Annotated in this window: 11 protein-coding genes; all 11 read left to right on the top strand. The window is 69.8% G+C overall.

All coding sequences use genetic code 11. The features are described 5' to 3' along the window. The first annotated feature begins 114 nt into the window (after positions 1-114). The 11 genes from smc to purH all read left to right on the top strand — a co-directional run bounded on the left by smc (position 115) and on the right by purH (position 14,490). On the top strand, positions 115-3,567 hold the full coding sequence (gene smc / locus ABLE91_RS08010; RefSeq protein ID WP_348930175.1) for a chromosome segregation protein SMC: 3,453 nt from the start codon (positions 115-117) through the stop codon (positions 3,565-3,567). A 354-nt stretch (positions 3,568-3,921) separates the two neighbouring features. Beyond that, positions 3,922-4,107, top strand: a complete 186-nt coding sequence (locus tag ABLE91_RS08005) for an AtpZ/AtpI family protein (RefSeq protein ID WP_348930173.1) — start codon at positions 3,922-3,924, stop codon at positions 4,105-4,107. A gap of 78 nt (positions 4,108-4,185) precedes the next feature. Further along, on the top strand, positions 4,186-4,938 hold the full coding sequence (locus ABLE91_RS08000; protein WP_348930171.1) for a F0F1 ATP synthase subunit A: 753 nt from the start codon (positions 4,186-4,188) through the stop codon (positions 4,936-4,938). 55 nt (positions 4,939-4,993) lie between these two features. Continuing rightward, complete coding sequence (locus tag ABLE91_RS07995) at positions 4,994-5,221, top strand: F0F1 ATP synthase subunit C (protein ID WP_348930170.1); 228 nt, start codon at positions 4,994-4,996, stop codon at positions 5,219-5,221. 72 nt (positions 5,222-5,293) lie between these two features. Beyond that, the gene (locus ABLE91_RS07990; RefSeq protein ID WP_348930169.1) at positions 5,294-5,902 is read left to right on the top strand and encodes a F0F1 ATP synthase subunit B; all 609 of its coding nucleotides are present in this window, start codon (positions 5,294-5,296) and stop codon (positions 5,900-5,902) included. Positions 5,903-5,962: 60 nt separating this feature from the next. Next, on the top strand, positions 5,963-6,457 hold the full coding sequence (locus tag ABLE91_RS07985) for a F0F1 ATP synthase subunit B family protein (protein WP_348930167.1): 495 nt from the start codon (positions 5,963-5,965) through the stop codon (positions 6,455-6,457). 68 nt (positions 6,458-6,525) lie between these two features. Continuing rightward, positions 6,526-7,770, top strand: coding sequence for an SGNH/GDSL hydrolase family protein (locus ABLE91_RS07980; protein WP_348930166.1), 1,245 nt, complete (start codon positions 6,526-6,528; stop codon positions 7,768-7,770). Positions 7,771-8,630: 860 nt separating this feature from the next. Continuing rightward, positions 8,631-9,584 (top strand): zinc metalloprotease HtpX, encoded by a 954-nt coding sequence (gene htpX / locus ABLE91_RS07975; protein WP_348930164.1) that lies wholly within the window; start codon positions 8,631-8,633, stop codon positions 9,582-9,584. A gap of 151 nt (positions 9,585-9,735) precedes the next feature. After that, on the top strand, positions 9,736-11,088 hold the full coding sequence (rsmB, locus tag ABLE91_RS07970) for a 16S rRNA (cytosine(967)-C(5))-methyltransferase RsmB (RefSeq protein ID WP_348930162.1): 1,353 nt from the start codon (positions 9,736-9,738) through the stop codon (positions 11,086-11,088). A gap of 43 nt (positions 11,089-11,131) precedes the next feature. Beyond that, a complete protein-coding gene (locus ABLE91_RS07965; RefSeq protein WP_348930161.1) occupies positions 11,132-12,853 on the top strand; it encodes a heparinase II/III family protein in 1,722 nt (573 codons plus the stop codon). A 47-nt stretch (positions 12,854-12,900) separates the two neighbouring features. Beyond that, positions 12,901-14,490, top strand: a complete 1,590-nt coding sequence (gene purH / locus ABLE91_RS07960) for a bifunctional phosphoribosylaminoimidazolecarboxamide formyltransferase/IMP cyclohydrolase (RefSeq protein ID WP_348930159.1) — start codon at positions 12,901-12,903, stop codon at positions 14,488-14,490. Positions 14,491-14,642: the final 152 nt, after the last annotated feature.

Genomic DNA, 14,642 nt, shown 5'->3' with positions numbered 1-14,642 from the left:
GGCTCGGAAGACCCCCAGCCTGTGGACCGGGCCTTCCCCGGCCTTGCTCCCAGCCGATTCGCACCCCACGGTGCATTTGACCGCAACCTGGGAAAGCTGGCACACCGCCGCGCAATGAAGTTCACCCGCCTCCGGCTCCTCGGCTTCAAGACCTTCGTGGAGCCGACCGAGATCCTGATCGAGCCCGGCCTGACCGGCGTCGTCGGGCCGAACGGCTGCGGCAAGTCCAATCTCGTGGAAGCCATGCGCTGGGCCATGGGGGAAAGCTCTCACAAGGCCTTCCGCGCCCAGGACATGGACGATGTGATCTTTTCCGGTACCACCAGCCGCCCGGCGCGCAATGCGGCCGAAGTGGTGCTGCATCTCGACAATACCGACCGCACCGCCCCCGCCGCCTTCAATGACAGCGACGCGCTGGAAGTGGTCCGCCGCATCGACCGGGGCGCCGGATCCCATTACCGCATCAATGGCCGGGAGGTGCGCGCCCGCGACGTGCACCTCTTGTTCGCCGACGCCTCCACTGGCTCCCGTTCCCCGGCTTTGGTGCGGCAAGGGCAGATCGGCGAGATCGTCGGCGCCAAGCCCGCCGCCCGCCGCCGCATCCTGGAAGAGGCGGCCGGCGTCGCCGGCCTCCATGCCCGCCGCCACGAGGCCGAGCTGCGCCTCAAAGCCGCCGAGGCGAACCTTCTGCGCCTGGAGGACGTGGTTACCCAGATCGGCGCCCAGATCGACGGCCTGCGCCGCCAGTCCCGCCAGGCCGTGCGCTACCGCACCCTGTCCGAGGAGGTGCGCAAGTCCGAGGCCGCCCTTCTCTGGTCGCGCTGGCGCGAGACCGCCGGGCAGCTTGCGGACGCCGAGCGTGCCGTGGAGGCGGCCACCCGCGAAGTGGCCGAGCGCACCCGCGCCCAGGCCGAGGCCGCGCGCCTCCAGGCCATTGCCGCCCACCATCTGCCGGGCCTGCGCCAGGCGGAGGCGGCGGCGGCGGCGACCCTCCAGCGCCTCACCATTGCGCGCAGCGAACTGGACAAGGAGGAGGCGCGCCTCGCCGCCCGCCGGCAGGAGCTGGAGCGCCGCATGCAGCAGCTCGGCCAGGACATGGCTCGCGAGAACGCGCTGTCCGCCGACGCCTCGGGCGTTCTGACGCGGCTGGAGGAGGAGGCGGAAGGGCTCAGGGAAGAGCACGAGCTCTCCGTGGATGCCGCCCGCGACGCCATGCTGAACGTGGCCGATGCGGAGCGCCGCCTGCTCTCCGCCGAGCAGGCCCTGGAGGAGCGCACCCGCGCCTATGCGGACGTGGGCGCCCGCCGGTCCGCCTTGGAATCCCAATTGCGCGACGCCCGCGCCCGCCTTGCCCGCAACGCCGCCGAGCGCGCCTCGGTGGATGCGGAGGAGGCGCGCCTGAGGCAAGAGGCCGGCACTGCCGACCTTGAGCGGCGGCGCGAGGAGGCCGAGATCGCCCGCGAGCGCCTTGCGGTGGCCGAAGAGGCCGCCAGCGAGGCCGAGGCCGCCCACGCCGCCGCCCGGCAGGCGACCGAGGCGCTGCGGCCGAGGCTGGGCGAGGCCGAGCGCACCTTTGGCCGGCTCGATGCCGAGGCCCGCACGCTGGAAAAGCTGCTGGCCTCCGCCGACCGCCGCTTCCCGCCGGTGGCGGATCTGCTCAGTGTGGCCAAAGGCTTCGAGGTGGCGCTGGGCGCTGCCTTGGGCGACGACCTAGATCTGCCCGTGGACGAGCGCGCCACCGCCCGCTGGGCCGGCGCCGCGCCGGAACCCTCCGATCCCGCTCTGCCCGAAGGGGCCGAGCCCCTTGCCGCCCGCGTCACCGGCGCGCCGGCCCTTGCGCGCCGCCTTGCCCAGGTGGGCATCGTGGCGAAGGAGGAAGGCGCGCGGCTCCAGGCTTTGCTCAAGCCGGGCCAAAGGCTTGTCTCCCGCGAAGGCGACCTCTGGCGCTGGGACGGGCTCATGGCCGCCGCCGATGCGCCCACCGCCGCCGCCCGCCGCCTTGCGGAGCGCAACCGGCTGGCGGACCTCAATATCGAGGTGGAGGAGGCGCGCCGGGCGCTCGCCACGCTGCGCGCCGATGCCACTGAGCTGGAGAATCGCCTGAAGGCCGCTGCCGGCCAGGAGCTTCAGGTGCGCGAGGCCCGCCGCACCGCCCAGCGCGCCGCCGAGCAGGCCCGCGAGGTGGAGGCCGCTGCCGAGCGTAAGGCCGGCCAGCACGCGGCCCGTCTTTCCGCCCTGGAGGAGGCGCGCGTGCGCATCGCCGCCGGCCGGGAAGAGGCCGAGGCGGTGGTGCGGGAGGCGGAAGCCGGCCTTGCCGCCCTTGAGGCGCCGGCCTTGATCGATGCCGATCTCGCCACCGCGCGCGGCGAGGCGGCCCAGGCCCGCGCCGTGCTTGCCGAAACGCGCGCCGCCGCCGCCGGCATCGAGCGCGACCGGGCGGCCCGCGCCAAGAGGCTGGAAGCCATTGCGGGCGAGGAGCGCTCCTGGCGCCAGCGCGCAGGCGGAGCCGGGGAGCGCGTCGCCGCCTTGGAGGCGCGCCGCGCCGAGGCGGCTAAGGAATTGGCCGAGACGGAAGATGCGCCGGGTGAAATGATCCTCCAGCGCCGCACTTTGCTCAGCGAGCTGGAGGCAGCGGAGGCCGCCCGCCGCAAGGCTGCCGATACGCTGGCGGAAGGGGAAGCGGCCCTCGCCGCCGCCGACCGGGCCGCCCGCGACACGCTGGAGGCCATGTCTGGCGCCCGCGAAGAGACCGCCCGCGCCGAGGCGCGCCTGGAAGGTGCCAAACAGCGCCGCGACGACGCCACCCGCGAGATCGCCGAGGCCTTCGAAGGCCCGCCCGAAAAGGCGCAGGAGGCCGCGGGCCTCGCTCCCGGCGTGGACCCGCCGCCGCTTTACGAGATCGAGGCCGCTCTCGACCGCGCCCGGCGCGAGCGCGAGCGGCTCGGCGCCGTGAACCTGCGCGCCGACCTGGAATTGCAGGAGGCCGAGGGCCAGTTCGGCACGCTGACCACCGAGCGGGACGACCTCACCGAGGCCATCAAGCGCCTGCGCGCCGGCATCCAGAGCCTCAACCGCGAGGCGCGCGAGCGCCTCCAGGCCTCGTTCACCGTGGTGGACGGGCATTTCCGCAAGCTGTTCGATACCCTGTTCGGCGGCGGCGAGGCGCAATTGGTGCTGACCGAGGCGGACGACCCGCTGGAGGCCGGCCTCGACATCATCGCCAAGCCGCCGGGCAAGAAGCCGCAGACCCTCTCCCTGCTCTCCGGCGGCGAGCAGGCGCTCACCGCAATGGCGCTGATCTTCGCCGTCTTCCTCACCAATCCCGCGCCCATCTGCGTGCTGGACGAGGTGGATGCGCCGCTGGACGATGCCAACGTGGAGCGCTTCTGCACCTTGCTGGACGAAATGACGCGCCTCACGGACACGCGCTTTCTCACCATCACCCACAACCCCATCACCATGGCGCGGATGAACCGTTTGTTCGGTGTCACCATGGCCGAACGGGGCGTCTCGCGGCTCGTCTCGGTCGATCTACAGAGCGCGGAGCGCTTACGCGAGGTGAGCTGAACTGCCGCGTGGTGTCGCAGGCGGTAAAATTTCTCAGCAATGTCATATGGTTACGCTGTATTTCAGTGTCCTTGACACTCATTTTTGCCGCAACTATGGTGCCGCGCGGTTTCGGGGGCCGCGATCGTTGTGGTCCTTTCTTCCGAAGCCGGAGTTTCCGCCATGCCCAAACGTTCGGATTCCGACCCTCGGGATACGGGCGAAAGGCCGGCGGACCAAGGCCCGGAGGCCGGTGATCCCGCTCTCTCCGAACGGCTTCAGCGGCTCAATGCCGCGCTTGACAAGGCGCGGCCGAGAGACCAATCGCAGCCGTCAGGGAAGGGCAACGACACGTCCACCTCTTCGGGCTTGGCCATGGCCTTCCGGTTGGGGTCGGAGTTTGTTGCGGGAGTTCTCGTAGGGGCGGCCATTGGCTGGGGCATCGACCAGATGTTCGACCTGGCGCCCTGGGGGATCTTGGTCTTCACCCTGATCGGTTTCGGTGCCGGCGTGGTCAATATGATGCGCGCCGCTGGCGAGATCGGACGCAAGAAGTCCTGAGGGGCGAGCCCCGAGGGTCTTCTAGAATTTTCATGATTAGGCGCGGCACTTGCCGCACGACACAGGGGCGCGCGTCGGATGACCATAGATCCGATCCACCAGTTTGAAGTGCAGCGCTACGTCGAGCTGCTGCACATCGGCGGGGTGTCGTTCAACTTCACCAATGCGTCCGTGTTCATGGTCGGCATTGTCGGCGCCATCTTCCTGTTCCTCACCTATGCCACCCGTGGCCGCACCCTGGTGCCGGGTCGCATGCAGTCGGTGGCGGAGGTGAGCTACGAATTCATCGCCAAGATGGTGCGCGATTCCGCGGGCACCCAGGGCATGGTGTTCTTCCCGCTGGTCTTCTCCCTCTTCATGTTCGTGTTCGTGGCGAACGTGATCGGCCTCGTGCCCTACACCTTCACCATCACCGCCCACATCATCGTCACCGCCGCTCTGGCGCTGCTAGTGATCGGCACCGTGATCATCTACGGCTTCTACAAGCACGGCATGCACTTCCTGCACCTGTTCGTGCCGTCGGGCGTGCCGAGCTTTCTCCTGCCTTTCGTGGTGCTGATCGAGGTGGTCTCCTTCCTCTCGCGCCCCATCTCCCTCTCGCTGCGTCTGTTCGCCAACATGCTGGCCGGCCACATCGCCTTGAAGGTGTTCGCCTTCTTCGTGGTGGGCATGGCCTCGGCCGGCGTCGCCGGCATGTTCGGCGCGGTGCTGCCCTTCTTCATGATCGTGGCGCTCACCGCGCTGGAGCTGCTGGTGGCGGTGCTGCAGGCCTACGTGTTCGCGGTGCTCACCTCGATCTACCTCAACGATGCGGTGCATCCGGGACACTGATCCCGGCCCGCGTCCGAACCTTCAAACGAGTTCAAGTTTCTCAAGGAGCAGAACAATGGAAGCGGATGCTGCAAAGTACATTGGCGCCGGTCTCGCCTGCCTTGGCATGGGCCTCGCCGGCATCGGTGTCGGTAACATCTTCGGCAACTTCCTCTCCGGCGCCCTGCGCAACCCGTCGGCGGCCGACGGCCAGTTCGCCCGCGCCTTCATCGGCGCGGCGCTCGCGGAAGGTCTCGGCATCTTCTCGCTGGTCGTCGCCCTCGTCCTGCTCTTCGTGGCCTGAGCCGGACCGGGCCTCGGCCTTGGCCGGGGCCTTTTCAGGCACATGACCTTCGGGCAAGCGGGAACGCGCACCATGATCAAGACGTCTAAGCTGACTTTGTCCGCCGTGCTTTCCGGCTCGTTTCTCCTTGGGGGAACGGTTCTGGCGGTGGCTGCGGAAGCCGAGGGCGGTCATGGCGGCGGCTTCCCGCCCTTCAACCCGGAGCATTTCGCCTCCCAGCTCCTGTGGCTGGCGATCACCTTCGGGGCGCTCTACCTCCTCATGAGCCGGGTGACGCTTCCGCGCATCGGCCGCATCCTGGAAGAGCGCCACGACCGTATCGCCCGCGATCTGGAAGAAGCGAGCCAGCGCCGCAGCGAGAGCGAAGCCGCCCTCGCCGCGTATGAAAAGGCGCTGACGGAGGCCCGCAACAAGGCCAATTCCATCGCCGGCGAAGCCCGCAACCGGCTGAATGCCGAGAGCGAGGCCAACCGCAAGAGCCTGGAGGCGACCCTCGCCACCAAGCTGGAAGAGGCCGAGCGCCGCATCGACGCCACCAAGGTCGAGGCGCTGTCCCATGTGCGCGGCATCGCCGTCGATACCGCGCAGACCATCGTGACGACCCTTGTGGGCGTCACCCCCGCTGCGCACGACGTGGAGGGCGCCGTCGATACGGCCCTCGCCATCAAAGCCGCAGCCTGAGGACGAACAGTACCCGCGCCCCGCGCGGGCGAAAACGAGATCGGTGATCGAGGATCCGCCATGAATGAAATGGAACTGGCCGAACTCTGGGTCGCCATCGCCTTCTTTTTGTTCGTCGGCATCCTGATGTATTACGGCGTGCACAAGTCCATCGCCTCGGCCCTGGACAGCCGCGGCGCGAAGATCGCCGCCGAGCTGGACGAGGCCCGCCGCCTGAAGGAAGAGGCGCAGAAGCTGGTCGCCGAGTACAAGCGCAAGCAGCGCGAGGCGGAGACGGAAGCCGAATCCATCGTCACCGCCGCCCGGGCCGAGGCCGAGCGCCTCGCCGCCGAGACCCGCACCAAGCTGGAAGATTTCGTCGCGCGCCGTACCAAGATGGCGGAAGACAAGATCGCCCAGGCCGAGACCCAGGCGCTCGCCGACGTGAAGGCGTTCGCGGCCGATGCGGCGGTGAAGGCGGCCGAGGGCATCCTCTCCCGCGTCGCCCACGAGGCCGGCACCGCCGAGCGGCTGATCGGCAACGCCATTGCCGACGTGAAGTCCAAGCTGAACTGAGGCCTTCGCGTCGACAGGGCCACGGGCCGTCTTGAAACGGCCCGAGAGCTCATGTCATGTCTTGCGGCATGAGCCGCTTTCTCCGCCATAGCCACACCGCGACCCTGCGTGCCCTGCTCGGGGCGCTGCTCTGCGTCTTCGCGGCTATGGGCCCCGGCGCCGCCCTCGCCCAGGACATCCTGCGCCCGCCCGGCAACGTGCCGCGCCCGCCGGCGAACGTTCCCCAAGGCGGCCTCAATTTGTTCGGCGGCTGGACCCTGTTCAAGCAGCAGGCGCCCCCGCCGGTCCAGGCGCCCCCCGCCAAGCGCCCGCCGCCGGAGCCGGAGGGCGCGGTCTATTCCGGCGCGGACGAGGCCGCGCAGGGCAAGAAGCAGCCGCCCGCAAAATTTGTGCTGGTGATGGGGGACGGGCTCGCCGCCCAGCTGGCCCAGGGCCTTGCCGACATCTATGTGGGTGACCGCTCGAACCCCGCCATCATCAGCCGCACCGATGACGATGAAGGCTTCCTGCCGCCCGAGCGGCCCGGCGGTCCGGACGTCATGTCCCGCATCCCCGAGGCGGTGAGCGCGGCGCGGCCCAATGCCACCATCCTCGCGCTCGGCTCCAACGATCTGCGCCCCATCAAGGAGGGTGATCTGACGGTGGAGCCTTTGACCGACCGCTGGATCGAGCTCTACGGAAAGCGGGTGGACGAGGTGCTGGCGGCACTGCGGGCCAAGGCCGGCGGCGTGATCGTGGTGGGCACCGCCCCGGTCCAGAATCCCGACACCTCCGCCCAATATGAGCGGCTGAACGACATTCTGCGCACCCATGCGGCGCGCGCGGGCGCGGCCTATGTCCCCGTGTGGGACGGTTTTGTGGACGAGGATGGCAAATATGCCGCTTCCGGTGCAGCCGTGGACGGCCAGCGCCGCCGCCTGCGCAACAGCGACGGTGTGCGCTTCACCAAGGCGGGCGCGCGCAAGCTCGCTTTCTTCACCCAGAAGGACGTGACGCGCCTTATCGCCGAGCCGTCGCGCGAGGAGGTACCGGCGGCGGCCGTGGGCGACGGCACCAAGCCGGCCTTCTCCCTCACCGACGGCCCGCGCGGCGCGAATGCCCTGGCCGGGGCGACGGCGACCCCCGCTGCCATCCCTGCCTCCGTGCCCTTGAGCGAGACTGCGCGCTTCCTCACCGAGGGCGCGCCCATCCCCGCGGTTGCCGGCCGCGCCGACGACCATTCCTGGCCGCCCCGCCCGTTACAGCCGCCCGCCCCGCCCCAGGCGGCAACCGGGCCCGACGCGCCGGCGCCATCGGTTCCTGCAGCGCAGTAGGACGAAGCGCGAGCAGCAGAAGTCCTCACCCTTGCCGGATCGTTCCGAGCCGCGGGGCGGGCCTCCCTCTCCCGCTTGCGGGGGAGGGCTGGGGAGGGGGGCCTTCAAGCAGAGCAACGGCTTGGATCCTTAGGACCAATCAACATTCACTCTTGGGACTATGGCACCAAGCACCGTCATGCCCTGGCTTGTCCCGGGCATCCACGTCCATCCTCTAAGTCCGCACCACGCGGAGCCCCGTGGATGGCCGGGACGAGCCCGGCCATGACGGCAGGAAACGTGGTGAGCCTGCCTATTTCTGAATGTCGATTGGCTCGAGGCGCGTACCCTTTGCCCCCTCCCTAGCGCTCCTGCGCAAGCGGGAGAGGGAATAAGGCGTGATTCACCGAGGAAAAACAGGCGCATAGCGCGGGGGGCGTGTCCCGAAAGAGGACGCGCCGGCCTGTGATCCCGGCACGCAGGGAGAACGAACAGGGCGCGAATCGCTGCTGTGCCCATGATCGCCATCTGTTCTCCTTGTCGCTGCCCATTCCGCGTCGTCCCAAAGCGGGACAGGCAGGTGAGCGGCCCCGGTACGCAGCCGGAACGAACAGCGCCCGAATCGCTGCCATCGGCCTGATCGCCGTCCGTTCTCCCCGAACGCACCGCGATTGCAGCGTTCCGAAACGGGACATGCAGGAGGGCGCCCGAGGTACGCAGCGGGAACGGATCCCGCCCGAATCACCGCCCCGGCTCCGATCTCCCTTCGTTCCAGCCATCCTTCTGCCCTTGCGACACCCGTGCCGCATTCCCATCCTATTCTGTGTCCGCCGCGCAGCGTGCGTGGGCGGGAGTGCGGCATCTGCCGCGCGGAGGAGAAGATGAATTACGTCCGGACGGCCTTCCTGCTTGCGGGTCTGACCGCCCTGTTCATGGTGGTGGGCTTCGTCATCGGCGGGCAGAGCGGCATGCTGATCGCCTTCCTGGTGGCGGCGGCCATGAACCTTTTCAGCTATTGGAACGCCGACAAGCTGGTGCTGCGCATGTATGGCGCGCAGGAGGTGGACGAGCGCCAGGCGCCCGAGCTGGTGCAGATGGTGCGCGAACTGGCGGTGCGGGCGGACCTGCCCATGCCCAAGGTCTATCTGATCGACAATCCCCAGCCCAACGCCTTCGCCACGGGCCGCAACCCGCAGAATGCAGCGGTGGCGGCCACCACGGGTCTGCTCCAGATGCTCAACCGCGACGAAGTGGCGGGCGTGATGGCGCACGAACTGGCCCATGTGAAGCACCACGACACGCTCACCATGACGATTACCGCCACCATTGCCGGCGCCATCTCTATGCTGGCGAATTTCGGCATGTTCTTCGGCAGCGGAAACCGGGAGAATAACGGCTCGCCGTTCGGCGCCATCGGCACCATCCTCATGGTGTTCCTGGCCCCGCTCGCCGCCATGGTGGTGCAGATGGCCATATCCCGCTCGCGGGAATATGAGGCGGATCGGGGTGGGGCCGAGATCTGCGGCCAGCCCATGGCGCTCGCCTCGGCGCTGGCGAAGATTTCCGGCGCGGCCCATCAGGTGCCGAACTACGAGGCCGAGGCAAACCCGGCCACCGCGCACATGTTCATCATCAACCCTCTCTCGGGGCAGCGGATGGACAATCTCTTCTCCACCCACCCGGCCACCGAGAACCGCATCGCCGCCCTCCAGGAACTGGCGCGGCAGATGGGGCCCTCCGGCCCGGCCCCCGGCAGCTTCGCCCCCCGGCCGGCGGCGCGCGGCCCGTGGGGCGGTGGCCAGCGGTCCGGCGGCGGGCGCGGACCCTGGGGCTGAGGCCGCCAGTTGGTCGTCATCCCCCGGCTCGACCCGGGGATACCTCTCCGGTCCGGGAGATGGCCGGGTCACGCCCGGCCATGACGGCCGTTGGACCGGGAGAAACCCTGAAAAGGTTGCCTTCCCGGCCCTTACCCCTTACGTGCGCGGGATGAGAACACCCACCCGACCGCGCCAAGCGCCTGCACGCCAAGCGCCCGCCCGCCCGGCGCAGCCCGGCCTTTCCGCGCGCCTTCTTGCCGCCGATGCCCTCGACCGCGTGCTGCGCGCAGGCACGCCCCTGGAAGACGCCCTCCAGGACATGCCCGGCCTCGAACCGCGCGACCGGGCACTCGCCTTCCACATCCTCGCCGTCTCGCTGCGGCGGCTCGGCAGCCTGCGCGCGGTGCTCGCCGGCCTGATGGAAAAGGGCATGCCGCGCTCCGCGCCCAAGGTGGAGGCGGTGCTGCTGACCGGGGCGGCGCAGATCCTGTTCATGGACGTGCCGGACCATGCCGCTGTCGGCCTCTCCGTGGAGATCGCCCGGGGCGACAATTCCACCGCCGGCTTCTCCGGCCTCATCAATGCGGTCCTGCGCCGCCTCACCCGCGAGGGGCCGGGCCTTCTGGCGCGCATCGATCCGCTCGATGCCGATACGCCGGAATGGCTGCGCAAGCGCTGGGCCGCCACCTATGGCGCCGACCGTGCGCGCGACATCGCGGCCGCCCACGCCCACGAGCCGGCTCTCGACCTCACGGTGAAATCCGACCCCGAGGGCTGGGCGGAAAAGCTCTCCGGCAAAGTCCTTCCCACGGGCAGCGTGCGCATCCTGGAAGCAGGGCCGGTGCGGGCGCTGCCGGGCTATGAGGAGGGGGAATGGTGGGTGCAGGACGCCGCCGCGGCGCTGCCGGCCCGCCTGCTTGGGGATGTGCGCGGCCTGAAGGTGGTGGATTTGTGCGCCGCGCCCGGCGGCAAGACCGCCCAACTGGTCGCTGCGGGCGCGCAGGTGACCGCCGTCGACCGCTCCGCCGAGCGCCTGCGCCGGCTGTCGGAGAACCTCACCCGGCTCAAGCTGGAAGCCGAAGTGGTGCAGGCGGATGCCGGCGCCTTCAAGGGCGGCCTGTTCGACGCGGTGCTGCTGGACGCGCCGTGCACCGCGACCGGAACCCTACGCCGCCATCCCGACATCGCCTGGAGCAAGCGGCCCGACGACGTGGCGGCGCTGGCCATGCTCCAGTCCCGCCTCCTGAACCATGCGCTGGATCTGGTCCGCCCCGGCGGGCTCCTGGTCTATTCCACCTGCTCGCTGGAGCCGGAGGAGGGGGAAATCCAGGTGGAAGCCCTTCTCGCCGCCCGCCCGGACGTGGCGCGCGAGGCCATAAGCGGAAAAGATGGCGCAGCGGTTGCGGCGTTCACCACTCCTCAAGGTGATTTGCGCACTCTGCCCTGTGATTGGGTGCGGGGAGAGCCGGAACGCTCCGGCCTCGACGGCTTTTTTGCCGCCCGCATGCGCAAACGCGGCTGAGGACCGTCTCGTCGGAATGACCCGGGGAGCCATTGCAGAACGCATGCGCCTCGCGGCCTTCCTCGCGGGGCGCTCCTGGCGTTCGCTTCTGTCCCGCACCCCCGCGGCGCCGCTGACGCTTGGCAATGTGGCCGTGCCGGTGCCCGAGCGCCTGCTCATCGCCCCCCAGGATTTGCGCACCGGCGATGCCACCCGCGCCAGCGAGATCTATGCCGGCCGCTTCGCCTTCGCCGGCAAGATCGCCATGCTGGAGGGCAAGACCCCGTTCGAATTGGAGCCGCCCTCCGACGAATGGGCCGAGACGCTGCACGGCTTCGGCTGGCTGCGCCATCTGCGCGCCGCCGGCACCACCATCGCCCGTGCCAATGCCCGCGCTCTGGTGGGCGACTGGATGCGCGACCCTGGCGCGGCCCGGCAGGTGGCGGGACGGCCCGAGGTGGCGGCGCGGCGCATCATCTCCTGGCTCACCCAGGCGCCCTTCGTGCTCCAGGACGCCGACCACGATTTCTACAAGCGCTTCATGCGCTCGCTGGCCCGGCAGGTGCGCCAGCTCCGCCGCATGGCGGCCGATGCGCCGGACGGTTATCCCCGCCTCATCGCCCTTATCGCCTTGGTGCTGGCGGGCCTGTGCATGTCCGACCAGGCGCGCCTGTCGCGCGCCGCTCAAAAACGCCTCGTGGAGGAGCTGGACCGGCAGATCCTGCCCGATGGCGGCCCGCTCACCCGCAGCCCCGGCATGCTGATCGCGCTGCTGCTGGATCTTCTGCCGCTGCGCCACGCCTTTGCCGCCCGCAACCAGCCGGCGCCGCCCGCGCTCATGAACGCCATCGACCGCATGATGCCCATGCTGCGCTTCTTCCGGCATGGCGATGGCGCGTTCGCGCTGTTCCACGGCATGAGCCACACGGCGGCGGACCAACTCGCCACCATCCTCGCTTATGACGATGCGCGCGGCGCGCCGGTGGCGAACGCGCCCCATTCCGGCTTCCAGCGCCTGGAGGCGAAGGGCACGGTGGTGATCGCCGATACCGGCACGCCGCCCCCGCTCGCCGCCTCGGGCGAGGCCCATGCCAGCTGCCTCGCCTTCGAGATGTCCTCGGGCCGCCACCGCATCATCGTCAATTGCGGCATGACGGAAGTGAACCGCGACCGCTGGCGGCAGGCCGCGCGCGCCACCGCCGCCCATTCCACCGTGGTGGTGGGCGACACCTCCTCCTGCCGCTTCCTGCAGAATGGCCGGCTCGCCCGCGCGGTGGGCGCGCCCATCGTCTCCGGCCCGCGCAACGTGCCGGTGCAGCGCGGCGGGCGCGACGGCGCCATCCTGGTGCGCGCGCGGCATGATGGGTATGCCGAGCCGTTCGGCGTTTTGCACCAGCGCTCCTGGCGGCTCTCGGCGGACGGCAGCCGGCTCGACGGGGAAGACCAGTTCAGCCCGGCCACGGGCACGGCGGCGTTGCCGCCCGTCGCCTTCACCGCCCGCTTCCACCTCCACCCTGCCGTGGAAGTGGAGCGTCTGGACGACCCCTCCACCATGCTTCTCACCGTGCCCGGCGGCGAGGCCTGGGTTTTCGTCGCGCCCAACCAGACGGTCCAGGTGGAGGAGAGCGTCTATCTCGCCGCCCCTGACGGCCCGCGCCGCAGCCTGCAGCTGGCGGTGTCCGGTGCGGTGAACGAGACCTCGCGCCTGCTCTGGACGCTGGTGCGTACCAAGGAAGGTGAGGAGCCGCGCGGCGGCCATGCACGGAGCGCACGGCGCGGCGGGTGACGGGCGGCGCGCTCCATGTTAGGGCGAGCCAACTCCGGAGAACTGCCATGACCGTCGATGTCCGCCCCGTCACCCGCGCCCTCATTTCGGTATCGGACAAGGCCGGCCTGATCCCCTTCGCCTCCGCACTCGTGAAGAACGGCGTGCAGCTCATCTCCACCGGCGGCACGGCCAAGGCCATTGCGGATGCCGGCCTGCCGGTGATCGATGTGGCCGAGCTGACCGGCTTTCCCGAAATGATGGACGGCCGCGTGAAGACGCTCCACCCCAAGGTGCATGGCGGCATCCTCGCCATCCGCGCCGATGCGGGCCACCAGGCCTCCATGGCCGAGCACGGCATCGCCCCCATCGATCTCGTGGTGGTGAACCTCTATCCCTTCGAGGAGACCGTCGCCCGCGGCGCGGACTTCGAGACCGCCATCGAGAACATCGACATTGGCGGACCCTCCATGATCCGGGGCGCCGCGAAGAACCATCACGACGTGGCCGTGGTGGTGGACACGGCGGACTATGAGGCGGTGATCGCAGAGATCGAGCTGCATGGCGGCACGACGCTCCCCTTGCGCCGCCGCCTCGCCCAGACCGCCTATGCCCGCACCGCGGCCTATGATGCGGCCATCTCGAACTGGTTTCCCGGCGAACTGAAACTCACGGCTCCTGCCTATCGCGCCACGGGCGGCAAGCTGCTGGAGGAGCTGCGTTACGGCGAGAACCCGCACCAGTCGGCGGCTTTCTATGCCACCGCCGAGCAGCGCGCGGGCGTCGCGACGGCGAAGCAGGTCCAGGGCAAGCAGCTCTCCTTCAACAATATCAACGACACCGACGCGGCCTTCGAATGCGTCGCCGAATTCTCGCCTGAGCGCACGGCGGCGGTGGTGATCGTCAAGCACGCCAATCCCTGCGGCGTGGCCGAGGGCGGCTCGCTGCTGGAGGCCTATAAGAAGGCGCTCGCCTGCGACCCCGTCTCGGCCTTCGGCGGCATCATCGCGGTGAACCGGCTGCTGGACGCTGAGGCGGCGCGGGCCATGACCGAGATCTTCACCGAGGTGATCATCGCCCCCGACGCCTCCGAGGAGGCCATCGCCATCATCGGCGCGAAGAAGAATCTGCGCCTCCTGCTCACCGGCGGCCTGCCGGACCCGAAGGCGCCTGGCCTCAACATCCGCACCGTGGCCGGCGGGCTCCTCGTGCAGGGCCGCGACAACGCCTCCGTGGACGACATGGAGCTGCGGGTGGTCACCAGGCGCGCGCCCACCAATGCGGAGCTGGCGGACCTGCGCTTCGCCTTCCGGGTGGCCAAGCACGTGAAGTCCAACACCATCGTCTATGCCAAGGACCTCGCCACCGTGGGCGTCGGCGCCGGCCAGATGAGCCGCGTGGATTCAGCCCGCATCGCCGCCCGCAAGGCGCAGGATGCGGCCGAGGCGGCGGGCCTCGCGGAGACCCTGACCAAGGGCTCGGTGGTGGCCTCGGACGCCTTCTTCCCCTTCGCGGACGGGCTCCTGGCGGCGGTTGAGGCGGGCGCCACGGCGGTGATCCAGCCCGGCGGCTCCATGCGCGACCAGGAAGTGATTGAAGCGGCGGACGCGGCGGGCCTCGCCATGGTGTTCACCGGCGTGCGGCACTTCAAGCATTAGACCAAGCCGTCATTCCCGGGCTTGACCCGGGGATCTCCCGGAGGCGGAGGCAAGGCGTAGCCACGGAGAATTCCCTCCCTCGCAAAGGGGGAGGGGGCCAAGCGAGAGTTGTTGCGCCGCATCAATGCGGCATCGAACGGTAGAAGGCACAC

Origin of the sequence: Aquabacter albus (assembly GCF_040049275.1) — a bacterium.
Lineage (GTDB): Bacteria > Pseudomonadota > Alphaproteobacteria > Rhizobiales > Xanthobacteraceae > Aquabacter.
This window is presented reverse-complemented; position numbering and strand designations above follow the sequence as displayed.